Genomic DNA, 26,995 nt, shown 5'->3' on the forward strand with positions numbered 1-26,995 from the left:
CTTCCCCCGGCGGGCCTCCGCGCAGACCCCTCACAGGGCCGTGTAAAGTTCTCTCCTGTGCGGCCCGCAGGGCTGCGGTCCCCGGGCGCAATCCCGGGCACCGCTCCCGTTAGGCTGCAATGCAGGTCCGGGTGGCGGAATGGCAGACGCGCTAGCTTGAGGTGCTAGTGCCCGTATAGGGCGTGGGGGTTCAAGTCCCCCCTCGGACACACATTAAGCACACGGCCGAGATCGGTAGACACGATCTCGGCCACCACTGTCTTCGGGCCAGGTTTGTAGGTCATCCGCAGCCCAAGCCGGCTGTAAAGCTCCGCCTTATCGCGCGGATCAGCCTCCCTGAGGACGCCCAGTAAGCTTCCTAGGCCGTTGACTATCGCCGCGATTTGATCATCGTTGAGTCGCTGCGGCGGTGTCGCGCTCACCCGGAGAGCGGCCTCGGCGGTTCCCCTAACGGTCGACGCCTCGCGGATCCAGCCGGCGATGAGCGTCGGGTCGCCTCCGGCGTCCAGCGTCGCCCGGTAGCGCTCGATCTTGGTGTCGCAGTCCGTGATCGTCTGGCGCAGACGCTCGCTCTCGTCGTTCGCCCGGTGGGCGACCATCTCGGCCCGGTGGTGCGCGTCGGCCAGGGCGCGCAGGTTCGCTCCCAGCGTCCGGCCGTCGAGTTCCGTGCTGAGGAACCTGTCGACGGGGTCGGTGATGGCGTCCTCACGCAGATACAGCATGGGCGGATGCGCGACCTCGTGTTGGCGCACGAAGTCCCGCGACGCCTTGCAGCGGTAGTAGAGGCGTCCGTGGTTGAGGTTGCCGACCATGTGACGTCCGCAGAGCCCGCAGTCGATCAGGCCGCGGAACAGGTAAGGACGGGTGCTCCGTCGCGGCGCCCTGCCCTGCTCGCCGTTCGTGCCGCGGACCTTAATCGTCGCCTGCGCTCGCTGGTAGAGGTCGGTCGTGATCAGCGGGGTATGGGCCTCGCTCTTCGACCAGACCCACTCGCTCTCGTCGTTCCACCGGTGCTTGTTCTCGTGGCCGAGCGCGATGTCCTCGACATCGATCAAGTCCTCGTCGGTACGTTGCTTGTTCCAGACCTGCCGACCCGTGTAGCGCGGGTTCCGAAGAATCGCGCGGATGGCGGTCGTCTCCCAGACCTCGGTATTGCGATGAGGGTTACGCGCCCGGTCGTAGGCGGACGGGCACGGGATGCCGTCCTGTGTGAGTCCGCGGGCGATCGAGGTCATGCCTCGGCCGGCGGCGTACTCCTCGAAGATCCGGCGGACGACCGGCGCGGTAACGGGGTCCTTTTCGAGGCGGTGCAGGCGCTTGCCCTCGGCGGCCTTGCCGGGGTTGGGGTGCGGGCCGGCGTCGGCCAGCTCGTATCCGTAAGGCGGTCGCCCACCGAGGAACCGACCTTCCAACTCGGTCTGCGACTTCATCGCGGACCGAACGCGGATCTTGATCCGGTTGCGCTCCCCCTTACTCATGCCGCCATAGAGCGCCATGACGAGATCGTGCGCGTCCGAGCCCGGATCAATGGCGCCACCGACCTCGGGCACCCAGAGCCCGACGCCGTAGTGCACGAACACAGGGAACGTCATGCCGAACTGGCTGCCGTAGAAAGCGCGCTGCGGCTCACCAATGACCACCGCGTCGAAGTCACGGCCGGCGCTCTTGATCGCGTCGAGCAGCCGCAGCGCCTCGGGTCGACGCTTCCATGGCAGCGAGCGGGACGAGCCGATGTCGAAGAACTCGGCCACTACCTCTCCGCCGGCCGGCTCGATGAGGCTGCGAGCGCGGGATAGCTGCCAGCCTTTCGACGCCTGCGGATCCTGCTGATCCTCGGTCGACACACGTCCGTAGAACGCGAACCTCGTCATGTCGATCGATTCTTCCGAGCCCGGTCGATGATGCGCCACAGGACATCTGCCGCCGCTTCCGAGAGCGGGACTTCTAGGGACGTCTTGACCTGCGCATCTTCGATGACCAGCGTTTCGTCCTTCGTATGCTGCGATTTCTCCCTTCGTCGTTGGTCTCGTCCGTGGTGATCATCTGGCCTCCCTTCTCCTCGAAGCGGTGTCCGCGCGGACGTCCGTCCGTCGTCCGTCCGCCCGCGCTGATCGGCGCAGACGCGCGCGAGCGGACGGACGTCCGCGCGGACGTTCATGTCAGGCCCGCCAACGTCCACGGGCAACCTGCCGCGCTTGCCCGCCCGCCGCGAGCGCCTGGAGTCGCTCGTAGATCCAGGTGCGCCCCATTCCCGTGACCTGCATGAGGTCGGGAACCGTCATCCCTTCCTCAGGTGCGCCGGCCAGCGCCAAGGTGAGCGCCTGTTCAGGGTCGGATCCGGCCGGAAGCTCCGCCGGTCTGCTCTTCGGCGAGTCGATGGCTGCCTGAGAGAGCGCATCGAGTTCGGGCCGCTGGTCGGCATACCGCGCGACCGTTGTCCGAACGTCCTCGTCCGTGACGAGGTAAGCACGGGCGCGGCGAGGCTGGTTGTGCCCGTCAGCCAGTAGATAGAACTTCCCTGGTGCATCGAGCGTGTGCGCGTGCCAGCCGGCGGCCAACATGCCCTTGTCCAAGATGAGGTCGACGTCGCGGCGTTCCCGGACCCTGAGGCACACGCGGACGCTCATCTGTGAACGCAGGGCCCCACCTCCCATTGCCTTCTGCGTTGGACGTTGGGTCGCCGCGAGCAGGTCTACAGCCACCGCACGGCCTCGTCTGGCAATCGACTCTGCGTGCCCAGCAGCGTCCGGTGCGGTGTCGACGAGTTCCGCGTACTCGTCGATGACAATCACCAGCGCCGGCGCGGCTGACGTTGGTTTCCAAACACGGCTGTTGTCACGGCCCGATGCGTCTGCACGAGCGTCGAGAATGGCAACGGCGTCGGCCAGCAGTCGTGCCGCTTCCTCCGGTGTCGTAGCGAGCCGATCGAGGCACGACGCCCAGGGCCGCAGCTCCATGCCGCCCTTCAGGTCGATCCCCCACAGCACGACATCGGAGCAGGCGACCAGGTTGCCCAAGAAGACGTTGAGGACGCCGCTCTTCCCAGAGTCCGTGGTGCCACCGATCAGCACGTGCCGCCGCAGCACCGAGACGCGAACCGACGTCGCGTCCTCGAAGACCCCGAGGTCGATCGGATCAGCGATCGACCGAGCACGCTGGCTTTTCCAGCCGATGGCACCGGCGTGGGGATCCGAGGCCAGGACGCGCATCGTCAGCCGGCCGGCATGGGACGGGTCCTGCTCGACTCGGACCGCACCGGGTCGGGTTCCCAAGGCGGATTCGATGGCTGGCACGTGCGAGATAGCGTCCGCGACGCTCTGCCCTGGGCGCAACGCCATGCGGGCACGCCACCCCCATGTGTCCACAGCAGCGGACATGATGCGCGACCCAGCAAGGCCAGTCGCCTCTGCGACGTCGGGCCAGGCATTGATGACCCGATCAACCTTCACCCGAGCGCGGCGCCTTCTGTGCGCCCACCAGGGCACCGCAAGTACGAGCGTGCTCACGACGAGCATCGTCGGCAATGGCGACCGCGCCGGACCGAATGCGGTCCCGGCGGCAAGCCACGCACCGATCGCAGCGATGACGGTTGAGGCGTAGATGCGCTCGCTCGTCCGGCCGAGCCGCCAAGGGATGCCCCACAGTCCGGCAGCGATCGCCACAGCGGCAGCGACGCCGCCGATCCAAGGCCAGGCGCCGGGATGGTTGTGGTGCAGAAGCAACGCGGCCACGAAATGCGCACAGGCGGTTGTGAGCGGCGCGAGTTCGGAGCGGTAGCGGAACAGTGCCCGCCCGATCGCTGTGATGGCAACGAGGAGAAGCGGTTCGTCCGGGACGAGCATGAGCGGCTGCGGATTGCGCCGGCTCCAGCGTCGGTGTCGCCGCCCGTACGCCCTCACCGGTGTCCCTGCTCGCCGTAGGGCGTCCAAGGGCGGTGTTGGGCGACCTCGTCCCGGAGGTAGCCGTTTGGGTCGGACTCTCCGTCGCGCTCGGCCGCGAGCGAAGCACGGGCAGCGGCGAGCAGGTTGGCGAAGTCGAGCCGGAAGCGAGCCAACAGGGCCGCAGACCGTTGGATCTCGGCGAGCATCACTGGGATGTCGGCCAGGGCAGTCGAGACGGCCACGCGGGTAGGCCTCTCGTAGGCCGCGTGAAGATGGTTGGCGATGACCTCCAGGTCGATGGTTGTGTGTGGCTTAGTCATGAGGGGGTTGGGCCTCCTTCCGATCGGTGGATTCGGTGGCAAGTTGTCGCCGGAGCTCGGTCGCCTTCGGTCCGGCGATGCGCAGCGCCTCGCGCAACGCGTCTCGTGTGATGGGTTGCCCGCGGTGAGCGGTCCGGTACTTGGTGTCGGCCTCGCGTGCGGCCTTCAAGAGATCGAAGTCCGAGCGCGGCCTCACGCGGCGGGTCCGGGACTTGGGACGGGACCGGGTCCCGTTCTGAGCGGCCGGCGCGGTAGCGGCCTCCGCGATCGGAGCGGTCCGGAGCGCGTGCAAATGGGCAGTCAGGCCGAGTACGGCCGCCGGGACTGCACCGACGAGCACGATGATCGGCCAAGAAATCGTGAGCAGGCCGCTCGCGACGAGGTGATAGCCAGCGTTGCCGACGATGCTCGTAGCGATGGCGCCAATGGCGTTGGCGCGGGCGAACCGTCGCGCTCGGCCAGCGGCCGGTGTCCCGGCCAGCCAGACGCGAGCCGACGTCATCGCGTACGCGTCGATCGTGATGGGAAGCAGCCAGGCGAGCCGCGCCGGCCACCCAGCGACCTCGGCCAGGCCGCGGAGTCCAGCGAAGCTGGCGATCGCCGACGAAGCGGCGGCCACCGCCATGCCCGCCATCACCCAGCCGTCGCGGACTTCTTGAGGACGTCCCATGCGTCAGAGATCCAGTCCGGCGACGAACCGGGCGAAGGCCCTCAGGCCGTCGCCGATCGCCGGACCGATCGAGGACGAGGCGAGGAAGTAGCCGAACGCTGCGCAGATGGCGGCCTGCCACAGCGGCAGACGTGCGTACCGCCAGAGCAGGTAGACGAAGATGCCGAGCAGGACGACAGCGGAGACGGCGACCGTCATGCGTCACTGCCGTCCTGGCGCCGCGAGCGCCGGCCCCGGCGACTACGGAAACCGCGGTCCGCCCCGCCGTGCGTGCCGCGAGCCTGATGCCTGCGGTTGTAGCGGATCCGGGCGACGCACTTCCGGCACAGGGCCGGGTGTCCCCCGCCGAGCTGCGCGCCGCAGGGGCAGGTCGGGACTTCGCTGGTGAAGTTCTGGGTGTCCATGGCGAGATCTCCTCTCAGTCCGTCGAGGCGAGTGCCGCATCGACGCCATTGAGAGTGCGATCAGAGGACGGGACGTGATCAGGTCAAAGCTGGACGTGTCCAAGACATCTCGCCTAATGTGGACAGGCCGCATGGACGTCCTGACGGGAAGACGATGCCGAACGAGCGACTACGCACCGCAATGTTGGAACGAGGCATCACCCCGTCCGTCCTGGCGGACACGCTCAAGGTCGACCCCAAAAGCGTCGAGCGCTGGATCAGCGGCCGTACGCCCTACCGACGCCACCGCTACGCCGTAGCGGCCCACCTGGGCGTCGACGAGGTATACCTCTGGCCCGACGCGCTGAGCCCCGACCAGGTGGCCGGCGTCAGCGAGAGCGAGATCATCAACATCTACCCGCACCGCTGGACAGTCCCCGGCGACCTCTGGCGCAACTTCTTCGACAACGCCCAGCGAGAGATCGGAGTCCTGGTCTACAGCGGCCTTTTCCTGTCCGAGGATGCCGGCGTACGCCGAATCTTCCGCGAGAAGGCCGACGCCGGAGCGCGCGTCCGCATCCTGCTCGGAGACCCCACCTCCGAGGTAGTCGAGCAACGCAACGCCGAAGAGGGCATCGAAAGCCTCTCAGCGAAGATCAAGAACGCGATCGTGATGTACCGCCCGCTGCTCAGCCTCGACAACGTCGAGTGCCGCCTACACCGCACCGTGCTCTACAACTCGATCTACCGCGCCGACGAACAACTCCTGGTCAACACCCACATCTACAGCTTCCCAGCGTCCGAAGCCCCCGTCCTCCACCTACGTCGCGTAGCCGGCGGCAACATGGTGACGACATACATGAACAGCTTCGACAACGCATGGGACGGCGCCACACCGCTGGAATGAGGCAGACGTGGGACGACGCATCGACTTCTACAACGACCCCAAGGCCCCAAAGGCGAACAGTATCGTCCCCTCAGCCAACGTGGTCGTGGTCAACGACGAGGGCGCCATCCTGCTGATCCGCCGCTCCGACAACGACAACTGGGCACTCCCCGGCGGCGGCATGGATCTTGGTGAGTCGTTACCGGAGACGGCGGTACGCGAGACAGCCGAGGAGACCGGCATCAAGGTAGAGGTCACCGGCATGGTCGGCATCTACACCGACCCGCGCCACGTCATCCTCTACACCAGCAACAACGAGGTACGACAAGAGTTCTCGGCCGTCTTCACCGCACGGCCAATCGGAGGCAGGCCGACGCCGAGCGACGAGTCAACCGAGGTCCGCTGGGTGCCTCCAGCCGAGGTCGGGGCCCTGCCGATGGACCGTTCGATGCGGATGCGGGTAGACCACTACTTTATGGCGCCAGGAAACGTTCATCTTGGATAGCGACGCGATCAGCGCGCTCGCCGACTCGTTCGGCGCGGTAGGCACCGTCGGCGCCTTCCTGGTCGGCTTCCTGCTCCTACGCCGAGAGCACCGCCGAGAGGCCGAACGCGCCGAGGACGACCGCCGCGCCCAGGCGGAGCGGATCAGCGCCTGGATCGAGCTGAAGCGGAAGCTCGACGGCACCCGCGACCTGGCCTTCCACATCCACAACGCGAGCGCAATGCCGATCTACGAGGTCGAGCTGCCCCTCCCCTCCCACGGCGACCAGCAGCCCAGCTCAGAGTTCATCGGCCTCGTCCCACCAGGCCAGACCATCCAACGACCAGCGCCAACAGAATGGCTGCGCTCGTACGTCGAGCCAGAACCCGTACAGATCGAGTTCCTGGACAGCGCTGGCCGCAGATGGAGCCGCGACGAGCAGGGAGCGCTGTCCCGCGCTGAGTGAGTTCAATCCCCTTCAAGGGCGGCAGTGATCATCTGAACCGACCCGATGATCAGCGGACTAGCCTCGCGCATCGTCTTCGTGACGAGATGTTCGTCCCCGTAACGGGTGAAGATCTCAGAAAGCCGTTGCTCAACGTCGACAGGCTCGCCATCCGGAGTAGTAGTCATGTCGGCATACGTGATCGCATCCACCAACAGCCCGCCTACCGGCGGAAACTCCGACAGAAACTCATCGGCCAGTCCCCTGTTCCGCGCCTCGATCGTCGCGCAAGAGTGATGGGCGACCAGCCGGCACACGAGTTGATCAACCTCGGCGACGTCTCGCAGAAACCGAGCACCGTCAAGCTGGTGCATCCCAGTCGCGACCAGGTCAGGCGCATACCCCACGTCATGCAGCCAGGCGGCGGCAACCAGCGCGACCGCATCCTCGCCAACCAGGTGCGCAACCGACTCAGCCTTACGCCCAACACCCTGACTATGCGACCACCGCCGCGGGATCGACTCGCCCAGCAACCGACGCGCAAGGTCACGGGCACGTTCGATCTGATCCACATGGGCAGATTAACGAACGTCCCGAAAGACGGCGCGATAGTCGCTACCTGTCGTTGTCCCCCTCAGCCTGCGATCCCCGCGGACGAGCACCGCCTACAAGCGCAGCAGCAAGACGATCAGCAACAGCCGGCACGACGTCTCCGATATGCACCACCGCGCTGCCCTGCCGACCCAAAGCGTCCCGCAACGCCGGAAGCTCCTGCCCAACGTCGAAGCCGGCCTCTTCAAGCGCAAGCGCCAGGCGATCCGCAGCCGCTCGCGCCGCATCTTCGCCCCTGACGTCCTCTTCGCTCATCACCGACCACCGATCGCTCAAGTCCTGCTCGCTTGCTCATGAGTCTCAACCGGAGGTAACGGAGTGTGAACCACGGCGTAGGGACGTCTAGGGACTTCTTGGCTATGCTGACCCGAACCCCACCACCGGGAGGACGCAATGAAAGGTCCCCTGTCCCGAGCATTGCTCGCCGCCGGCCTAACCGTCATCGACGTAGCCGCCCAGCTGAGCGTTGACCCGAAGACAGTGAACCGCTGGCTAACCGGCCGCCTGCCCTACCCCCGCCACCGAGCCGCCCTGGCCGCCCTAACCGGCTGGCCCGAACACGACCTATGGCCCGGCATAGACGCCCGAGAGCAGTCAGAGCCCAACACCAACGAGGTAATCACCGTCTACTCCCAGCGCTGCTCAGTCCCACCAGACACGTGGCGCCGGCTCCTGAACCGAGCCGAACACGAGATCGACATCCTGGGCTACAGCAGCCTCTTCCTAGCCGAAGACGCAGGCGCCCAAGCAATCCTCCGAGCCAAGGCCCGCGCAGGCGTCCGAGTCCGCATAGCCCTCGGCGACCCAGACGGAACCCACACCGCCCAGCGAAGCGCCGACGAGGGCATCGACGGGATGATGTCCGTCCGCATCGCCAACGCCCTCGTCCTCTTTGAGTCTCTGGCTGGTGAGCCGGGGATCTCGCTGAGGCTCCACGACACTGTGCTCTATAACTCGATCTACCGCTCCGACAACGACCTAATGGTCAACACCCACATCTTCGCTTGCGCCGCTTCGCGGACGCCCGTGGTCCACCTACGGAGAGCCTGCCGAGAAGGCATGGCAGCAACGTACGCCGCGTCCTTCGAACGGGTCTGGTCCGCCACTCACGAGCCCCGAGCCCACCAAATCAGCCGGTCGTAGGCCGCCTCGATGGTCATCCCTGGTTGATCGTCCAACAGGTCTGCGAGGTACAGGTTCATGTAGATCACTTTCCCCAGCCGATCCGTTGTCGCACTCAAGTCGTCCTTAGTCGAAAGGCAGGGCCAAGGGCTCCCACACGATCGACAGAGCCAGGACGGCCGGGCCGGGCCGTGCTCAACGTCCACATGCCGGCGCGCCCCCTTACAGGCAACGAACAGACGCACGAAGAAGCACTGAGCCCGCGGTGTCACGGCGCCTGAACCACGACGCCCTTGAGATAGGTAGACGTACATCAGCTTCCTCCGCGTTGGGCCGGGTCAAAGAAGGTCCGGCCGCATGGGATTAGCCCACACAGCCGGACCTCGATCGCCGTTGCCACCCGCCCACACGGCTAAGGGTGCGCAGTGACCCTTGGAGCGAGGCTGCCTCGGCGTACCTCTGTAGCGTCGCCCGCATCGGCATGAGCCCCAACCACATCTAGCGGGACGTCTGGTACGCGTCTTAACGTCCTGCCCAGCACCGCCCGATCACCGTTCGCGCACGAAGTAACCGCCGGCTCGGCGCAGCCGGTCGTTTCCGGCAGTCACCAGCACCCATTCCGACGACTCGGGCGGGACCGACTCCAGCATCGCGCCTCCTCGTGGCCGCTCTTCGCGGTGATGAGCAGTCCATCCCCGAAAACTAGCGTTGGGTTGTCATCTACGTGACTCACACCCGCACGAGCCTGCTCGCCCACGCGTTCAAGAGCAGCCAGCAACCGACGCGCGCCTGCGATGTCAACTGAGAAGGACACGATGCCCCGGCAAGTTCAGTCGCGGCGAAGAGCTGACACCGTATCGAGTGAATATCCATGGCGTCGCCCTCCCTGGCCAGCCGCACAGTGGTGAAGGCCTACGACTTTGTGGTCGGCCCACAGAAACAACAAGTTTGTCGGCATCGAGCACCGCAAGCAGATCTTCGACGGCTTTCGCTCGCAAGACCGCGCCTAGCTTGTTTGCTCAAATGACCAACCGTCAGAGGTCATCCCTCAAACAGACGATTGCCCAACCGCGCAGACATGACCGAGTATGAGTGTCCTTTCTAGACTTCACTCCGCTCGGGAGCTCGCGATGCCCACCTACAACCTCAACGGACTAGGGTCAGATGGGTTCGAAAAGCTGACTCAGGCACTCGTCAAGAAGATCATCGGCAACGGATCTGCGATCTTCGGTGCTGGACGCGACGGCGCCCGGGAGGCAACATTCTCAGGCAGGGCACCATATCCGTCTAAAACGGAACAATGGGAAGGGAAGTGGATCTTCCAAGCGAAGTTTCACGATACTGAACTTCTCGGAATCGACAAAGCAAGGAAGGCCGTGGTATCAGATGCCACAAAAGAATTAGAAAAGGTCACCGAGAAATACAAGCATCCGTGCGACAACTACATCCTCATTACTAACGTGCCGCTAACCTCCGTTCCCCGGACAGGCACCAGAGCTCGCCTAGAACAAGATGTCTTCGCGAAGTATGAAACCAAAATAAAGAATTTTGCTGTGTGGGGCGCGGATGACATCGGACGTTTTCTCGACATCTTTCCGGACATCAGAACGACTTTTCTGCACTTTATCGTTCCTGGTGACTTAATCGCCTCATTGCTAAATTTGCAAGCTCAGAAACACGACGAAACAACTAGAACGATTCAAGCATACCTCCGAACCTCGTTCGAAAGAGACCAGTACGCACAGCTCGACCAGGCTGGTGACGTTGGGGACGATCCCGTGCGACTTCAACAGGTCTTCTTTGAGCTATCGGCCATTCATGACCCCGAGCACACGCGGCCTCTCAGAATCGAGACGCGGACTAAACCTCAGTGGTTAAGGAGCGGAGGACACGTCCAGGTCGTCAGAATGCTACTCGCTGAGGCATCCAACAGGGTCGTCCTCGTCGGAGGACCGGGCGAAGGTAAATCTACAGTTGGTCAGTACCTTGCTCAGCTACATCGAGCAACGCTACTTAATAAAGCTCGGGATATCGCACTTAACTCAGATTACCTTCCGAGCCGACCACGAATTCCATTCCGAGTAATCTTGAAAGATTTTGGCCAATGGCTAGCGGGGCATGCAGGAACGGAATCTGGAAGTGGAACGCTCGACGACTATATATGCGACCAAGTAAAGATTCTTACGGCTCGTTCGATTGAGCCGGCAGTCTTACATAAGATCATTGGAACGAACCCGATACTTCTGGTTCTAGACGGATTGGACGAGGTAACAGATGCAAACCTGAAACGAGTACTTATTGATCGTGTAGTCGAATTCACCGAGCGCTGTCAAGAAGTCTACAAGGCTGATCTACTTGTCCTTGCCACGACGCGGCCAACTGGTTACGTCGAACAATTTGACCCAAAACGTTTTGTGCATCTCCGTCTAACGAAACTCGAAACCCCACAAGTCCTTGACTACGTCGAGCGATGGACGAAAGCAAAGCAATTCGATCCCGCGAAGGCCGCCCGCGTCATCGACAGCATGAAGGAGTGTCTTGCCGATACTCAAATCAGGCTCATGGCGACCACTCCGCTACAAGTCACGATTCTAGCCGTGATCGTGGCCCTTGGCGGCACACCACCCAGACAGCGGGAGGCGCTGTTCAACGAATATCTAGAGGTTATATATAAGCGCGAGACTGCTAAAGGTAAGCACATAATCCAGTCTTCCAAAGAACGGCTAATTGGCCTCCATAAGTTCATCGGTTACGTGCTGCATGAAGAAGCAACAGGCGCCGAAGCTACGAGCGCCTACTTGGAAACTGAAGGGTATGCTGCTTCCGTCTCTAGGTTCTTAAAGCATCAAAATCCCTATGCTCCCGCCGACGTGATCAAGTCGGAGCTTCGCGCCATGACTAAGGATGCCGGCGACAGGCTGGTGCTCATCGTCGAACCGTCACCCGGCAAGATCGGGTTCGAACTAAGGTCCATCCAGGAGTTTTTCGCAGCGTGCCACCTCTTGGACACCTCCAATTCGACCAACCAACGGTACTTACGGTTCGAATCGATTTCGAGGCTGAGCCACTGGAGGAATGTTGCACTGTTTTTCGCCGGCCGAGTTGGACGGAACTACGAAGGCGAGGTCGCCAACCTTGTAGAAGTCTGCCGAGACATCGACCGCGATGGCCCGGACCGACATCTTCGGAGAGGAAGCGAGCTGGCTCTTGAAATGGCTGCTGATAGACCATTTGGCTCCAATGCTCGTGGCCAACGGAGTCTTCTAGAGCACGGACTCCTTATCCTGGAAGCCGAACTGACTAGCGTACGCGTCGCCGAGGTATGCGACGTTCTTCAAAGACTTCCGACAGAAGATGTACGCGATCACATTGTTCCGCTTCTTCGCCAAAAGATAGAGGTCTTGGACGCATCCCGATTGACCAACTTTGTGCTTGCCGCACAGAGTGTAGCTTTGGACGACTTAGCCAAGGTCGCGCTGAGCAAGATGGCGAGACCCAATGAAACAAGGCCGGAGTTTCTCAGAATAATCTTTGCATCCCAATATCAAGAGCCTCCTGAAGGTACGTCAGTGCTTGAATTACTAGGCTCGGTGCCACAGCAGGACGCCGAAACTGCTTTGGTAGAAGGCCGGTGGTCCCATGTCGCTCAGGTCTTGGACCTAGCATGTCGCCAAGGCACAGAGCACCATCCGTGGCTGCGACCTGTCATGGCTGCTGTCTTGGCTGGACACACGTCGCTCACGTTTGAAGATCGTGTTAGGCCCTCAATCGCTGCATCGGCTAACGTATTCGCAGACTCAATGTCTCTGGAGACCTACTGGCGGGAGGAAGATCCACTCAGTTGGCCGACACCAATAGCAAGAATGCTAGGGGCTGTACGACACTCGCTGCTTAATGATCGGCCTCGCGAGCGGCGCGTGCGCGCGGGACTAAACCCGGAGCCAATGGCAGTCAGGCTTCCCACGCCGGTCAGCGAAGGAGAGTTTCTCGAGATCTACGGTGATGATCCAGACGCAGCCATGCTTGAGGCCACATTGTGGGTCGCGCACCTGTGGGCGGGCCAGGTAACTCACGCGTCGCTCACTGCCTCGGTAGCATTCCTGGCCTTAAATATTGCCGATGTGCGGGTCCGCAATTATCTCGGGCGTTTTCGCGCTCCAGCCCCGAATCCTGTGCTTGATGTCCTCATTTCCTCGGTCATCGTACATGGTCGCGAACTAGCCGAAGGTCTCTACCAGATCTTGCTGCCGTACGCTGGGGCTGCGGGTTCAGAGCTGTGGACACAGCACAGTCAGCAGTATCTTTCCGACATAGAAGAAAAACTGCTCACCTCGAACGACCGTGATTCTGGAGCGCAAACCGAGCACTCGCCGCTAACAGAACGGAATGCCATAGCTGTTGCTAAACAGATATTCCCGCAGGAACTAATAGAGGTGGCTCTCGGTCACACTTTAACTTCGTCCGGTTTAGCCTTCTATCCGATGCGCCCTCATAACTACTTCGTTAAGAGTTTCGTAGATTCGGGAACGCTCACAGCTATCCAATTCAGCGTTATCCAATCTTTTGTTCGCCGCGACAACCGCCAAAAGGCAGTTACAGGCAAGCTCGAAGTGTTGAAACGGTTCATGGCCGGAATGCGCGGAGACTCACCCGAGGGAGTTCTCTATGCAATTCCGCTCCTGCTGCGCGATGGAGGTTCCGGTGTATCGGACAAAGAGTTGCGAAGGTTGCTTCACATCGTGGGGCGGCTTGGTGCGCATTTCGTCGACTACACGGACCTAGACGGACCAGAACTGTCGTCGCAGGGACTTAGACGGTTGATTGAGCTGGGTTTAAACCCTACACCCCTACGCCCAAAGGTCGGTTTGCACCGAGTAATTTCTAACTATTCCATAAGGTTCTTATACCACGTTAGCCGACGAAATAGCGTCACGCGACCGCGATTCAAAGGCTTGGCCGCGAATCACCGGGAGCTTCTCGAATCCCGTGACACAGAATTAAGGCAGATCGGCATCGTTCTATTGTTGGTTCATCCGCCCGCGAGTCCCGTAGATTTTAAAGTTCTCGACACGATGGTTCTTAAACACTGGGACGCAACACTAGGAATCTTCCTTAAAGGCATTGTCGAAAACTCTGTGCTATGGCATTCAAACCGGCAACAGTGGATCTCTGTTTTGACCGGCTGGCTAGATTACGGCCTGACTCCTACCGCTAAAGCCGTTGTTGCAGAGGAACTGGATCGCCTCCTAGCCGGCTCAGATCAAAGCCTCCGTGGAATCGCGGACTCCCTTGGGCTGCCGCTGCAGACGTAGTTGGTTGGTGCAGGCAGTAACAGCACACCTGAACATCGCGAAGGTCCTCGCCGCCACCGGGCAACGGTTCATCTGCGAGGCCCACCATCCGAAAGTGCTGTGGCAGCTCAACATTCCCTGGACCCTGAGGTGCCGATACTCTGCCCGTTCCATCCAAGACTGCCACGGTCCCCTCGCCACGGCAGCATGGCGCCAACGGGACTGTGCTGTGAATTGGCGTCAAATCACGAGCTCACGCTCGGCAAATTTCGGTGTGAGTGTCCTTCGTGTTGGGCTCAGCGGCCCTGACCTCTCTCGGCTCAGGTACAGGCAGGCCGCCCGACCACCTCCCAGCCATGATGAGCTTGATCTGATCGGATTCGTATCCCCAGTCATGCAACATCGAGCGGACATCCGCAGATGCGCACGTCAACATCGCGAAGATCTCGCCGTCAGCGGGCAAGTGCTCGACCGTCTCGATTCCGAAGAGTTCCCCTCCGAGTCGGATACCCACCTCGATGCCGGCCGGCAGATCCACGATCAGCGCCAGCAAGTCCTCTCGCAACATGCAAGTCCTCCCGTCGCGCCACCCATGACGACGAGCCTCCAGCGCAAGCTCGGAGACGAGCACCCTGTCCGTCCGGACGTCCTGGAACATCTCCGCGTCCCGACGTCGAGATGCCGGGGTGGCCGAGCCGCGTGCCCACGAGACCAACCGAGGGCCAGTCCCCACGAAGGGGTGACAGGCGGGACGAGCACATAAGCCGAGGGCTACGCTGAAATCGGCAACTCGCGCACCGCGATCGCGGTATGAATATCCCTCGTGTTGGGCCTCGGACACCAATCAAAGACACGAGTCGCCGAGGTTACGACCTCGGCGATCACTGTTTCCGGGCCAGGCCGGTAGGTCATCCTCAGCCCGATGCGGCTGTACAGCTCCGCCTTGTCCCGCGGGTCGGCCCCGCGGAGCAACCCGAGAAGATCCTTGAACGCCTCGGCGATGCTGTCGAGCTGGTCTCCGGTCATGCGCTGCGGCTGCGCCTCGGTCAGCCCGAGCCGCGCCTGGGCCGTCTTCTTGATCGCGGTGGCCTCGGAGATCCAGCTGGCGATAAGCGCCGGGTCGCCTCCGGCGTCGAGCGTGGCCCGATAGCGGTCGATCTTGACCTCGGTGTCAGCAATGGTCTGACGTAGCTTCTCGATCTCCCCGGTTGCGTCGTGAGCCGCGAGCGCGGCTCGATACTCAGCGTCAGCGACCTGGCGCAGGTTGTCTGCGAGCGTCCGGCCAGTGAGTTCGTCTCGGAGGAAGCGGTCGATCGGGTCGGTCAGTGTGTCCTCGCGGAGGTAGAGCGCGGGTGGGTGACTGATCTTGTGCTGGCGGGCGAAGTCCCGGCTCGCGGTACACCGGTAGTAGAGGCGTCCGTGGTTGGGGTTCCCGACCATCTTCCGGCCGCAGAGGCCGCAGCAGATGAGGCCGCGGAACAGGTAGGGGTGGCTGGTGTGCCGGGGCGCCTTGCCGCTCTCCCCGCGGGTCCCGCGCTTCTTGATCGTCTGCTGGGCGCGCTCGTAGGTCTCGGTCGTGATCAACGGCTCGTGCGACTCAGCCTTCGACCACACCCACTCGCTCGGGTCGTTCCAGCGATGCCGGTTCTCATGACCGAGCGCGATGTCCTCGACGTTGATCAACACTTCGTCGGTGCGGACCCGGTTCCACACCTGCCGCCCGGTGTAGCGGGGGTTCTGGAGGATGGCCCGGACTGCGGTCGTCTCCCACACCCGCGTGTGGCGGTGCGGGTTGCGCGCCCGGTCGTAGGCAGACGGACACACGATGCCGTCTTGGGTGAGCCCTCTTGCGATCGACGTCATTCCGCGCCCAGTGACGTACTCAGCGAAGATCCGGTTGTGTTACAGCCGGGCCTGGAGCATCTTCGCCTAACCCAGGTTCTGTTTATGGCGGTACCCGACCGTGGGACGTTGATCGTGCATCCGCCGAGTCTGATGGTGACCCTCCTGATCGGGCACTACCGCAGGCGGGCCACCGGACCGTCCGATGAATGATCGCGATCGTCTGGATCAGGCCCGCCGCATCCTGGCCGAGCTCGGCGTCACCGTGGACCAACTCCGAGCCGACCACCGGCCCGCACCCGCAATGCCCACGGTCGCCGAGTACCTGCCGCGCGTACAAGACGCCGCCGGGCCCGGCGCACAACGGACCTACGGCACCTACTGGCAACGCATGGCCCGCAGATGGGGCGACCGCCGTCTCGACGACATCCGGGCCACCGATGTCGAAGCTCTGCAACGCGCCGTAGCCACGAAGGCCGTACCGCGGCGTAACGGACGCGGCGGACGGCACGCCGGCGAACACGCCATCGCCGCCGCCCGCGCCTTCTACAGCCGCGCCATCGCCGACGGCCTCATCCCCGCCGGCTCCAGTCCCGCCCACCAGGTCGCCAAACCACGGCGACTACCCAGCCCACGACGAGCACTGACCACCCACGAACTCTCCGAGATCAACGCCGTCGCCCGCACCAGCGGCAACGACACCGCCCTCGACGCCCTCCTGCTGCGCCTGCACACCGAGACAGCCTGCCGCCGCGGCGGGGCCCTCGCACTCCGGCTGCGGGATGTGGACGTGCAGCAAGGACTTCTGCGGCTGCGGGAGAAGGGCGAGACGCTGCGCTGGCAACCCATCACCCTCGACCTCGCCACCCACTTGATCGAGCACGCCGACCTGCGCGGCGCCCGATCACCCGACGACGCGCTACTGCGCTACCGCGACGGACGGCCGCTCACCTCACGCCGCTACGACCACCTGTGGACCCGGATCGGTGGGCGGCTGCCGTGGGTCGCAGCGCAAGGAGTCTCGACCCATTGGTTGCGCCACACCACCCTGACCTGGGTCGAGCGCAACTTCGGCTACGGCATCGCCCGCGCCTACGCCGGCCACACCGACAAAACCGGCCCGGCAACCACCACCTACATCAAGGCCGACCTGCAAGCCGTCGCCACCGCACTGGCCGCCCTCACCGGCCAGCCACACCCGCTCGCGACCTCCATGGACCAGCTGGGCTTCCAAGCCAGATGAGGCCAGTGGTGTTCAAGCCGACGCAACACCACGATCGTTGCGCACACATGCATAGGTGTAGATCGCACTGATCTGCCGAGATGAGTGCGCTGTACAAGTCGGATTCGGATTGCGGTCGGAGGGCAATTATCGGGTCAGCGAAATCGGCAGTCAGTTTCGCTGCCGCATGCCAAATTAGGCATGCGACTCTTTGCGGGCGAGGCTTCAGCTTTTGCGCTTCGCGCGTTCCTGAGCAGACGTTCTCTGTCAGCTACATACCCGGGAGGGTATGACATTCTGATGAAACGAGGTAGCTGTCAGCGTACGGACGCAGCAGGACTGTCTACATCAGGTCAGCTCGCATCGTATCCGTTGGAATGACCACATCCGTTCGCAGCGAGCAGCACGATCCCCAGCCCGGTGGCGACCGCGATCCTGCCGTCCGCCAACTGCAGCAGGTCTCGGACCGCGGCGCCGACGTCGACCCGCACCCCGCCGACGGTCACCCAGCCCGATTCATCGCCGCTGACTTGCGGGATGCCGTTGGCCGGCGCCGGCCGGCCGGTCCACAGGTTCCAGCGGTCGGTCCGCCCTGAGTAGCGGGTCAGCACGAGATGGTCGGGGCCGTCGAGCCTGGCTCGAATGACCTTCTCGTCGCCCCCGAGCTCCAGATCGTGGGCCGGGAGCCGCTGCAGGTCGAGGTCGAAGGCGAGAACCCGCCCGTCGGCTCGCACGACCCGGATGATCCCGGTGACCAGCACATCGGCGATCCACTCCTGCTCCGGGAGCGCGGCCCACGTAGCCGTTCCACCGAGGAGACCCATCCCCACGCGACCGGAGCCGGTGCCGATCATGTAGCCGAGCTCACCGGACAGCATCGCGAAGCAGGCCGCGGTCAGGTCCTGATCGCCGGAAGTGCGGTGCGGACCGTCGACCATCTCTCCGGTCAGCGCGTCCAGAACCGCGAAGTCGGCGGTGCCACCGATGGCCAGGCAGAGCAGGCAGTCGGTCGCGATGCTCGATCAGGCGCATCGGCGACCAGGGGCGGGCCAGAAACGTACGCCCGGCAGCCGGAACCGCGAGATCGTCGAGCTGCCAAAGTCGTACCGTCTCGTCCTCGCCGCCCGCCGCGACTATGGTGCGGTCGCCCGCGGTGAAGGTGGCCAAGGCCCAGACCGGCCCCTCGTGCCCGCTGAGCCCATCCTCCCAGCACCTGCCGGTAGCCACGTCGACCACCGCGATCTCGTCCTCCTCGTCGGCGGCCAGGACCACCAGCCGGCCGCTCGGCCGTGCGGCACCCACCGCGACGACGGCCGGCGCCTCGCCCGTGCGTCGCTGCGGAGGACGCACCTGGTCCGGCCCGAGCGCCAGCGGTTCCCCGAGCCGTCCCGTCTCGGCCGGCCAGTACCGGACGCTGCCGTCGTCGTGCCCGGTCACCACCGCATCCTCTGCGGCGGCCAGCGCGGTCGTCCGCGGGAGTGCCTCCCCCACCGGGGTGATCGCTTCGCCTGGGATGTCCCAGAGGAACAAGCGGCCGTCACCCGTAGCCCCCAGGAACCGCTGCTGTCCGATCGGTGCCAGGGCGAACACCTCGGCAGTCCCGGCTCGGCCGGCGGCGGGCTCGACGGACCGGAAGAGCGTGCGGGTGGCGAGCGTGCCGTCCCGGCGGCCGAGCACAACCTGGTCGGAGCTGCTCGTGTCCCAGGCGAGCGCGCTGACTCCCGCTCCGTCGGCCGGACCGAGCGGGTCCACCGCGGTGCCCGGCAGGTCGATCGTGTGCAAGGCCCCGCCTTCGTCGCCGACGACCAGCAGGGGCAGGCCGTCGATCACGGCGACGGCGGCCGCCTCGATCGGCTGATCGGAGACGACGATCGGGTCTGGCGACTTACCGATCGAGTCCGCGACGCCGCTGATCGCTACCGCTCCCGCCGAGTCTGTGCTCGCCACGACATTTTCGCCGAGCGGCCGGGCCGCAGCGACACATACCACTGCGCCCTCGTGCCGGCGGATGATCCGGCTGCGAGCCGTACGTCTCCAGAGCGCCGCCAGTGGCCACCAGGAGGCGCGCGGGGCGTCTCGCTCCCACTCGACGGCCAGCGCAGTGTCGGCGACTCGATGGGCGGCCAGCACCAGGTAGGCGTACCGCTCCTCGGTGGAGACCCCGGCGTGGAGGTGGTGGACAACGCTCTCATACGCCTGCGCGGCCGTGAGGTCGCCCTCGACGATCCGGGGCAGCGCCCGCAGAACCGACGCCGGGTCGGCGCGAACCAGGAAGGCAGATGAGTGGATCAGCTGGGTGAGGACGGTCGTCCCGACCGCGTGGTCGGCGAGATGATCCCGTACGTAATCCGCCATGTGGTCCCACCGGGCGGGCCAGAGCACCAGCGCGATCGTCTCGCGCGCCTCCGCTCCCGGGCGCGGTGCCTCTGGGAAGGCCGGTTCGAGCGCGTGCAGGTGCTCGTCGAGCGCTTCGTGGAACAGCCGGTAGGCGGCCCGGCTGCCCGCTTCGTCGGTCGGTTGGGTGCGGGCGACGACTACGAAGGCAGCGACGGGGCCGGTGAGCAACTCCCTGATGTTATCCCGGGTGTAGCCGCCAGGAGCGCCGGCCAGCTCGCCGGCCAGCTGGATCCACTGGTCCATCGGAAGACCCAGACCCTTCGCATACGCCAAGGGCCGCAGCAGATCTTCCGTCTGGCGCCGGTCGACCCGCACGGCGTCGAGGTATCCCTGCATGGCCTCACCGACTTCCTGCGGGAACCGCGTCTCCGGCTCCGGCAGCACTCCTCGCTCAACCAGTGCGGCGGCGCTAAGCCCGGCGACCAGGAAGGATCTGTTCGCGGCGTCCGCGATCGCGGCGGCGACCCGGTTGACCCGGGTCTCGGACACCTGGAATGTCGGATGCCGTCGGAGAATGCGGGAAGCACAGGCCAGCACCGCGGCCGGGTCGGCGAACTCCTCGTCGAGATCGACCAGGTCGACCGTTGCGGTGGGGTGACGCGGTGTCAGCGGCCGGCGGACGCCGATGAGCAGCCGGACGCGCGGGTGGGTACCGGATCGCAGTGCGGTTTGTGCCTGGCGCAGCAGGCGGCCCGGATCGCTGCTCTCGTCGACGCTGTCCAGCACCACCCCGGCCGGGCCGGGGCGCGTGGCCAGCGTGTCCCAGAGCTCGCGAAAGCTCGCGGCGGCCGAACCCACCTGGTCGGCCAGCCTCTTGAGTACGTCCTCGGCCGCCAGACCGCGGGCGTCCACCGCCGCCACGATCGGCTCGGTCGGCGGCTCGGTGATGCGGGCACCGACCGGATCGGGTCGCCGCCCCCGCAACGCGAACCAGGCCAGGACCGCCGATTTGCCGGAGCCTGGGTCACCGGTGACGATGCAGACCGGCTTGCTTCGAGGGCGGGTCAGCCAGTCCATGATGTGATTGAGCGCGTTTTCCCGTCCGGCGAAGAACCCGTCCGGCTGCGTGCCGTCGGTGGGCAGCGTGAGGACCTGTCGCCACTGCTCGGATTCATCCGGCTGGAGCAGCCACGCGAGATCGTCCCGTTCGATGGCGAGCAACGCTGGACGCAACTCGCTCAGCCGTTCGCGAAGCTCCAACCACTCCCAGATCTCCTGCGGCTCGTATCCGGGCCGGAACTGCGCACGATCGGACTGCGGGATTTCCAGCCAGTCAGCCAGATCGCCCCAACTGTTCCCAAGCCGCTGCCCGATCTGGACCTTGACCGCCCCGGAATACATGGATCAATCATGGCCCGTCGCCACCGGCAGTGCACCACACCGCCGGTACGGCTCAGGACCCGTCCGCGGCACGTCGGAGCTCCTCCTGGTCGGCCAAGCTGATGTCGAGGCTCACGACGGTCCGCGTTGCCCGGCGTCGCAGCTCAGAACGGCGTCGGGCCAGCCGGACCTGCTCCGAGGCGACCATCTGCTCGATCCGCTCGAGCACGTCCGACAACAGCCGAGCCACGTCTCGAAGGGCCTTCATGTACGCGATGAGGCTGCCGTGCCGCGACGGACGGGACCGGCGGACGGGACGGACTAGGCCGGCCTCGTCGTGGAAGTCCTTCGCCGGCTTCGCCCAGGCCGGCGCTACCGACCGATCCGCGCCCTTCAGCAATGCCGCAAGCTCCTCCTCCACCGCGTCGATGCGTGCAGACAGCACGGTGGGCGACGTGGCGCCCAACGCCTCGGCGTCGTGCGTGACCGCGCGAAGGCCGGCTACCTTGCCGTTGATGGCATCGAGATGAGCGCGGTAGTCGCCGGAGGCCGGCACGTCAGTCCGGCCGCCACGCTGCGGCGAGCCGATCCCTGAGGGCGTCCCGCACCTCGCGTGCGACGCGCCAGTCGTCGACGCCGGCGGGTTCGGTTGCCAAGTGCCCGAGGACCTCGTCGAGTTCGACGGCGAGAGCCGCCGAACTCCCGTCGTTGGCGGACTCCTCTGCGTACGCTGCCAGATGCTCCCGCACGGTGGCGACCCGCGAGGCGAGCAGGCACCAGTCGGTCGGCTCGAGGTCGAGCGCGCTCAGCTCGGCCAGCAGGTCGTTCCGGGCGAAAGCGGTGACGATCGGTTCCGCTGGCTGGTCCTCGGCCGGGCGCATGGCGCGCTCCGCCCCCAACCGCTTGGCCAGCTCGGGCCGGCCGATCTCGATGAGCTTCTCCGGCAGGATGGCCAGCCCTTCGCGCTGCTCCAGCCACTCCCAGACCCCTTGCGGTTCACGCCCGGGCGTGAACCCGCGCTCGTACAGGGGTATCTCGAGCACATCGGCCAGGTCGTGCCAATTGCTGCCCAGTCGCTTGCAGATCTGAAACTTGGCCATCCCGCTGAAGGTGACTGGTTCGGACACGATGTCGCTCCCTTTGTCACATCGTGTACGCGAGGTTGGCGGCCAGCACGCTGATCAGGATCGCCAAGAAAGCCAATGCCGCGTAGCGGAGCAGGCGGACCGCAGTACGTAACCGCGCATACCGATACCGGTGCTGGTGGATACAAACCCACAGATCCACTTCCGCGGCGTCGCCCATCGCTTCGAAGCTGGCGCGAGTGGCCACCCGAAAAGCGGCAAAGGTCCTGATCTTTTCCACAGTGTCCGAGCTGTTGAAGATCGGTCCGACCGGGATCTCGCGGAGAATCGGAAAGAACTCTCGGCTGGCACGCCGAGTGAGCAGCACGCCGGCCGCCTTGATCAACGAGGAGACGACGAGAACGGAGCTGGCGAGAATCGCGATCGTGATTGCAAGGCGCCACCCCCATTCGGTGATCCACGGCGAAGTCGACCCCAGCACCTGGCCGACGAGCAGCGCGTTTCCCGCTGACAAAATCGCGCCGGCACTCAACACGACGGAGGCTCTGGTGACGGTCGACGACCGCAGTCGATCATAACGATCCAGGTGCCACTTGAGCATGGCGAGCCGGTCCGCGTCAGAGGGTTGGCCGAGATCATTATTACGTTCCGCGGTCGCCCGTTTCGCCCGTGCGAGAAAGGGTGTCATCCGGCCTCCGGTGCTACGTTGTAGTACGCCTTCCGGTCTCGCCAACCATCGTGCGGAAAGAAGACTGGGATGACAACCAGTGCCGGTGACCGACTGCTGGAGCCGGAGATCTGGGAGGCCGCGCTGCGGAGGGAGTTCTTCGCCGGCTCCCTGGCCTTGTCCACTGCGCAGCCGTTCCGCATCAAGCACGTACGCCGGCTGACGGCCCGCCGCACAGGGTCCTACGTCGCGATCGTCCGCCTCAACGCCGACCACGGCCGTTTGGGCCATGTCGTGCTCATGCTGCTACCGCCGAACATCGCCGAGGCCGAGACGCTCGGCGTCCAGCGGGCCAAGAGTTCACTCCAAGGGAGTTCTGGCAGCCTAGCCGTTCGCGCATGTCGACCAGCACGATGTGGGCGCACCCTGCCCGCCCGCTGCCCAGCCACCTCCCCGGCGGCATAGCGCCAGCAGGCGTCGAAGGTAAACCGGTCGACCGCTTCGCGGTCCGACAACCCATCCAACCGCTGCAACACCATCACGACCGCCGCCACCCACGCCGGGACCGAGCGCCGCCCGACCTGCGCGAACAGTTCAGTGATCGGCCAACGGGACAGCCGGTCACGGTGAGCGTGCAGGAACACGAAGATCGGGTTCGGCGGCAGTGTCTCGCTACAGAAACCGGCCGATCGGATCGGGAGATCGAGCTGCTGCGACGCCCTACCCAACGCGATCACCAGAAACTATCTATATAGATAGAAAACGATGACTGCCACACCGTGGCAAGCCATCGTTTAACCTCGGCCGTTCAGTAAGGGTGGCGGGTGGCGGGGTCCTGGAACGCGAAAGTGCCTTCTGATCTGGGATGATCTGCCTTGTCTAGAGTCAAGATCGTCCCGCACGGAAGGCACCTTCAGAGTGCAGGGTACTCGTACGCGTCCGCGGATTGTCGTCGCCGGTGGTGCTCGCGGGGTGGTCGGTCATGCCGGCACCCGCCTGCTCACCGATCTGGCCGAGAAGGCAGGCTTGACCAGCGGTTTCGTTGAAGCGCTCGGGCTGGGGCGGGTGCGCCGGTCGGCTTATGAGCCGGGCCGTGTCGCGGTCGATCTGGCGGTGCTGCTGGCCGACGGCGGCGAAGCCATCAGCGATCTCGCGGTGTTGCGGCAGCAGCCGAGCTTATTCGGGCCGGTGGCCTCGGACCCGACCGCGTGGCGGGTCCTCGACGGGATCGACACCCCGGCGCTGGCCCGGTTACGGGCCGCTCGCGCCGCCGCCCGGGAACTGGCCTGGACTCAGCTGCTCGAGACCCGCCGCAGCTTGCCCGCGACCACGATCCTGGGCCGCAGGCTGCCGGGGTTCGTGCTGGACCTCGACGCGACGATCGTCCTGGCCCATTCGGAGAAGGAATCGGCTGCGGCGACCTGGAAACACAGCTTCGGGTTCCACCCGCTGCTGTGTTTCCTCGACGCCACCGGCGAAGCACTGGCCGGGATGCTGCGTCCCGGCAACGCCGGCAGCAATACCGCCGCTGACCACATCACCGTCCTGGGCCAGGCCCTGCAGCAGATCCCCGAACGCCACCGCTACGGCAACCCGATCCTCATCCGGTCCGACTCGGCGGGCAGCAGCCACGAGTTCCTCGCCCACCTCCGCGGCCTGCGTGAACAGGGTTTGCAGACTGAGTTCTCCGTCGGGGTCGCGATCACCGAACCGGTCCGGACTGCGATCACCGCCGCGCAAGAGTGGGTGGCGGCGCTCGATGGTGACGGCAGCCCCCGCGACGGCGCCGAAATCGTCGAGCTCACCGACCTGACCGATGCCGGCCTGCTGGCCTCGTTCCCGGCCGGCACCCGGCTGATCTGCCGCCGCGAACGCCCGCACCCAGGCGCGCAATTGTCGCTGTTCGACACGATCAACGGCAAACGGCATCAGGTCTTCGCCACCGACACACCAGTCGGGCATGGTTCGATCCAGTTTCTGGAAGTCCGGCACCGCGCGCATGCCCGGGTCGAGGACCGGATCCGCACCGGCAAGACCACCGGGTTCGGCCGGTTCCCGTCCCGCCAGTTCGCGATCAACCAGGCGTGGCTGGAACTCGCCCTGACCGGCATCGACCTGCTCAGCTGGACCCAAGCTCTGCTCCTGGACGGCGCGATGGCCGCCGCCGAGCCGAAGAAACTGCGCTACCGGCTGCTGCACGTCGCCGCGAAACTGACCCGCACCGCCCGCACCACCACCCTGCGCATCGCCGCCGGCTGGCCTTGGACCACCGACCTCGTCCGAGCCTTCGAACGCCTCGCCGCCCTACCCGAACCTGTTACCTGACAACGAATTCCGCACAACGAATTCCACCGCACCGACAACAAGGACCACGGAGCAACCCGGCCTACGACCGGGCGACACCGCCTGCCCGCAGCCACATCACCAGAACCGAAACCACCACGATCAGCACACCCGACCAACCCGCACGGCTTAATGAAAGACGGAGGTTAACACCAGCCACCTAGGCGGCGCGCTGCTGGTGCCTCTCGACTACGCGGTCCACTGACCGTGCAGCATACGATGCGTGCGTCACCGCCACGGCCGGACGGTCCCACTGCGACCAACATCCCTCCGTACCCTGGCCGCGTCATGGTGACCTTCTGCCGACACCTGCACGGCAGCTTGCCCGAGTTCGCCGATCTGCTCGGTATGCGGCCCGACGAGCAGTACAGGTTCCGTCGCGGCCCTATGCTGTAAACCCTGTAGGGGGCAAGTCGGAAATCACTCGTTCAGGTTCATCCTGACTCTGCGTGGCCAGGTGTTCGCTCAACACCTGGCTCCCCGGTCCGCGCGTCAGTAAGGTTGCTCCGTTAGCACAAGTCTTCGCAGGGAGGCATGTGGTGGGCAAACTGGTCAATCCCGCGGCATGGGAAGACAGGCTCCCTGAGAAGCTCCTTGCCGCTTTGACGGAGTGGGTTGAGGGGCAGCCGTTCGACTTGCGGCACCGTCGGTGGCTAGTCGGCGGCGCGAGCGGCTCGTACGTCGCGGTAGTGCTTATGCAGCACCCCAATCGGCTGCGCGGCGGTGTGGTGAAGCTCGTCCCGCCCGAACTGGCCAAGGCCGAGTCGAGTGCAGTGCAGCTTGCCCAGCACGCAGGACCGACAGAGTTTGTCGAGGCACACCTGGTCCAAACGTCGCGGGCCGAGCCGCTGCCTGGCGCGACCGGGTACTGGTTGCACTTGCAGGACTTCGCGCAGGTCGACGTCGCGACACTGGCGCCGCTGAACCTGCTCATTGACGATGCCGAATTTTCCGCTTACTGCGAGACGATCATTCGCGCGATGACGACCGGGTGGAACCCGGACCGTGACGATCCACCCATGGACACGGTGACTCCGGGCGCATATCTGCGCACGGACCTGGCTGGCAAGAAAGACGCGTTGGGAGCGTTCGCCGCACAGATCGGGTTGAGCGCCGGCGCCACTACTGTCACTCTGCCGGCTCGGCGCAGCGACCTGCCCAACCCTTTCCGGCTGTTGACCGACGGCGTTGAGGGCGGACCGGAGTTGATGTTGTTTCGTGGCCGGGGACACGGTGACCTGAACCTGGGCAACATCCTTGTGCCAGTGTCACGTGGCGTGGTGCAGGCGGACCGGTTCCAGCTCATCGACTACGGCCGGTTCTCGACCACTATGGCGGTGTCGCGCGACCCGTCGAAATTGCTGCTATCTATTTGCGCTCACTGGCTGCGATCACTAGTGCCCGGGTCGGCGATCCGGTCCGGTCTGGCCGAGTTGGTCGTCGCGCCCGACGAGTACCGGCCGGCCCCGGCCCTCGCAGGCTGCCTGTCGGTTGTCGAGCCGATCTGGAGAGCGGCTGCGATGTGGGCGAGCACCCGCCGTTTGGTGGTATGGGACTGGGCTCAGCAACAACGCCTGGTGCTCGCCGCGGCGGCGATGCGCACGGTCGCCCGTGCCGACCAGTCCATCGACGACCGCCTGTGGCACCTCGAAGTGGCGGCGTTGGCGTTGCACCCGTTGCTCGATGAGGTGCCGCAAGGCCAGTCCGCAGCGGTGGCCACCATCCCGCCGGAGCCGCCGGTGGAGATGTCGCCGCACCGGCCCACCCGAGAGACGTTCAGCGGTCGGGTCAAGGTGGCGTTCTCCCAGCGGCTCGGCGACGACTGGCGCGATATCGCCGATTTACTCGGTATTCCTGTCTACAGCCAGGCCAGGTTCGCTATGGGCGGCGAGGCGCGACCGATCTGGGAATGGCTGGAGGCCCGCGGCCGACTGGCCGAACTCCGCGACGCGCTGCGAGCCATTGGTCGCCCCGACCTTGTCGAGTTGTTCGACGAGGATGACCAGGACGACGCCGGGTGAGCCG

The 26,995-nt window shown here is 64.9% G+C and carries 22 protein-coding genes and 1 tRNA gene; 10 read left to right on the forward strand and 13 right to left on the reverse strand.

What is annotated here, in order from left to right:
* Window positions 1-125: 125 nt before the first annotated feature.
* Window positions 126-209, forward strand: a tRNA-Leu gene (locus AB0O15_RS13590).
* Here the strand turns inward: AB0O15_RS13590 and AB0O15_RS13595 are convergent.
* The 5 genes from AB0O15_RS13595 to AB0O15_RS13615 form a co-directional block, all read right to left on the reverse strand.
* A complete protein-coding gene (locus AB0O15_RS13595) occupies window positions 165-1,871 on the reverse strand; it encodes a recombinase family protein (protein WP_364318149.1) in 1,707 nt (568 codons plus the stop codon). The genes AB0O15_RS13590 and AB0O15_RS13595 overlap by 45 nt on opposite strands.
* Window positions 1,872-2,159: 288 nt before the next feature.
* Window positions 2,160-3,842 carry an FtsK/SpoIIIE domain-containing protein gene (locus tag AB0O15_RS13600; protein WP_364318022.1) on the reverse strand — a complete coding sequence of 561 codons (1,683 nt, stop codon included), beginning with the start codon at window positions 3,840-3,842 and terminating at the stop codon, window positions 2,160-2,162.
* A 53-nt stretch (window positions 3,843-3,895) separates the two neighbouring features.
* Window positions 3,896-4,201 (reverse strand): hypothetical protein, encoded by a 306-nt coding sequence (locus tag AB0O15_RS13605; RefSeq protein ID WP_364318023.1) that lies wholly within the window; start codon window positions 4,199-4,201, stop codon window positions 3,896-3,898.
* Window positions 4,194-4,826 carry a DUF2637 domain-containing protein gene (locus AB0O15_RS13610; protein WP_364318024.1) on the reverse strand — a complete coding sequence of 211 codons (633 nt, stop codon included), beginning with the start codon at window positions 4,824-4,826 and terminating at the stop codon, window positions 4,194-4,196. The genes AB0O15_RS13605 and AB0O15_RS13610 overlap by 8 nt, the downstream gene beginning before the upstream one ends.
* A 48-nt stretch (window positions 4,827-4,874) precedes the next feature.
* A complete protein-coding gene (locus AB0O15_RS13615; RefSeq protein WP_364318025.1) occupies window positions 4,875-5,069 on the reverse strand; it encodes a hypothetical protein in 195 nt (64 codons plus the stop codon).
* A gap of 387 nt (window positions 5,070-5,456) precedes the next feature.
* Between AB0O15_RS13615 and AB0O15_RS13620 the strand changes: the two genes are divergently transcribed.
* From AB0O15_RS13620 to AB0O15_RS13630, 3 genes are read left to right on the forward strand one after another with little or no spacing between them, the layout of a single operon-like run.
* Window positions 5,457-6,161, forward strand: a complete 705-nt coding sequence (locus AB0O15_RS13620) for an XRE family transcriptional regulator (RefSeq protein ID WP_364318026.1) — start codon at window positions 5,457-5,459, stop codon at window positions 6,159-6,161.
* A gap of 7 nt (window positions 6,162-6,168) precedes the next feature.
* Window positions 6,169-6,645, forward strand: coding sequence for an NUDIX domain-containing protein (locus AB0O15_RS13625; protein WP_364318027.1), 477 nt, complete (start codon window positions 6,169-6,171; stop codon window positions 6,643-6,645).
* Window positions 6,638-7,090, forward strand: a complete 453-nt coding sequence (locus AB0O15_RS13630; RefSeq protein WP_364318028.1) for a hypothetical protein — start codon at window positions 6,638-6,640, stop codon at window positions 7,088-7,090. Before AB0O15_RS13625 ends, AB0O15_RS13630 begins: the two co-directional genes overlap by 8 nt.
* Window positions 7,091-7,092: 2 nt before the next feature.
* On the opposite strand, the gene AB0O15_RS13635 is transcribed toward AB0O15_RS13630, so the two are convergent.
* Window positions 7,093-7,641 (reverse strand): HD domain-containing protein, encoded by a 549-nt coding sequence (locus AB0O15_RS13635; protein ID WP_364318029.1) that lies wholly within the window; start codon window positions 7,639-7,641, stop codon window positions 7,093-7,095.
* A 433-nt stretch (window positions 7,642-8,074) separates the two neighbouring features.
* On the opposite strand from AB0O15_RS13635, the gene AB0O15_RS13640 reads away from it, so the two are divergent.
* Both AB0O15_RS13640 and AB0O15_RS13645 read left to right on the forward strand, forming a co-directional pair.
* Entirely contained in the window at window positions 8,075-8,824 is a 750-nt protein-coding gene (locus AB0O15_RS13640; RefSeq protein WP_364318030.1) for an XRE family transcriptional regulator, read from the forward strand.
* A 1,109-nt stretch (window positions 8,825-9,933) separates the two neighbouring features.
* Window positions 9,934-14,115, forward strand: a complete 4,182-nt coding sequence (locus AB0O15_RS13645; protein WP_364318032.1) for a hypothetical protein — start codon at window positions 9,934-9,936, stop codon at window positions 14,113-14,115.
* A 232-nt stretch (window positions 14,116-14,347) separates the two neighbouring features.
* Here the strand turns inward: AB0O15_RS13645 and AB0O15_RS13650 are convergent, their stop codons facing one another.
* Together AB0O15_RS13650 and AB0O15_RS13655 are read right to left on the reverse strand one after the other, a co-directional pair.
* A complete protein-coding gene (locus tag AB0O15_RS13650; protein ID WP_364318034.1) occupies window positions 14,348-14,752 on the reverse strand; it encodes a hypothetical protein in 405 nt (134 codons plus the stop codon).
* A 113-nt stretch (window positions 14,753-14,865) separates the two neighbouring features.
* Window positions 14,866-15,987: a recombinase family protein gene (locus tag AB0O15_RS13655; RefSeq protein WP_364318151.1), complete on the reverse strand. Its 1,122-nt coding sequence runs from the start codon at window positions 15,985-15,987 to the stop codon at window positions 14,866-14,868.
* Window positions 15,988-16,141: 154 nt separating this feature from the next.
* Between AB0O15_RS13655 and AB0O15_RS13660 the strand changes: the two genes are divergently transcribed.
* A complete protein-coding gene (locus AB0O15_RS13660; protein WP_364318036.1) occupies window positions 16,142-17,179 on the forward strand; it encodes a site-specific integrase in 1,038 nt (345 codons plus the stop codon).
* A gap of 332 nt (window positions 17,180-17,511) precedes the next feature.
* Here AB0O15_RS13660 and AB0O15_RS13665 read toward each other — a convergent pair whose 3' ends face one another.
* From AB0O15_RS13665 to AB0O15_RS13685, 5 genes are read right to left on the reverse strand one after another with little or no spacing between them, the layout of a single operon-like run.
* Entirely contained in the window at window positions 17,512-18,096 is a 585-nt protein-coding gene (locus AB0O15_RS13665; RefSeq protein WP_364318038.1) for a hypothetical protein, read from the reverse strand.
* Complete coding sequence (locus tag AB0O15_RS13670; protein ID WP_364318040.1) at window positions 18,023-20,896, reverse strand: AAA family ATPase; 2,874 nt, start codon at window positions 20,894-20,896, stop codon at window positions 18,023-18,025. Before AB0O15_RS13670 ends, AB0O15_RS13665 begins: the two co-directional genes overlap by 74 nt.
* 52 nt (window positions 20,897-20,948) lie before the next feature.
* Window positions 20,949-21,431 (reverse strand): hypothetical protein, encoded by a 483-nt coding sequence (locus tag AB0O15_RS13675; protein WP_364318042.1) that lies wholly within the window; start codon window positions 21,429-21,431, stop codon window positions 20,949-20,951.
* A 1-nt stretch (window position 21,432) separates the two neighbouring features.
* Window positions 21,433-21,975: a hypothetical protein gene (locus AB0O15_RS13680; protein WP_364318044.1), complete on the reverse strand. Its 543-nt coding sequence runs from the start codon at window positions 21,973-21,975 to the stop codon at window positions 21,433-21,435.
* Window positions 21,976-22,018: 43 nt separating this feature from the next.
* Window positions 22,019-22,648: a hypothetical protein gene (locus AB0O15_RS13685; RefSeq protein WP_364318046.1), complete on the reverse strand. Its 630-nt coding sequence runs from the start codon at window positions 22,646-22,648 to the stop codon at window positions 22,019-22,021.
* A 69-nt stretch (window positions 22,649-22,717) separates the two neighbouring features.
* Here AB0O15_RS13685 and AB0O15_RS13690 point away from each other — a divergent pair, with 69 nt between their 5' ends.
* From AB0O15_RS13690 to AB0O15_RS13700, 3 genes are all read left to right on the forward strand, one after another.
* Entirely contained in the window at window positions 22,718-23,092 is a 375-nt protein-coding gene (locus AB0O15_RS13690) for a hypothetical protein (RefSeq protein WP_364318154.1), read from the forward strand.
* A 405-nt stretch (window positions 23,093-23,497) separates the two neighbouring features.
* Window positions 23,498-24,952: an IS1380 family transposase gene (locus tag AB0O15_RS13695; RefSeq protein ID WP_364318153.1), complete on the forward strand. Its 1,455-nt coding sequence runs from the start codon at window positions 23,498-23,500 to the stop codon at window positions 24,950-24,952.
* A 557-nt stretch (window positions 24,953-25,509) separates the two neighbouring features.
* Window positions 25,510-26,991, forward strand: a complete 1,482-nt coding sequence (locus AB0O15_RS13700; protein WP_364318048.1) for a hypothetical protein — start codon at window positions 25,510-25,512, stop codon at window positions 26,989-26,991.
* Window positions 26,992-26,995 lie beyond the last annotated feature (4 nt).

Source organism: Actinoplanes sp. NPDC089786 (assembly GCF_040684855.1).
GTDB lineage: Bacteria > Actinomycetota > Actinomycetes > Mycobacteriales > Micromonosporaceae > Actinoplanes.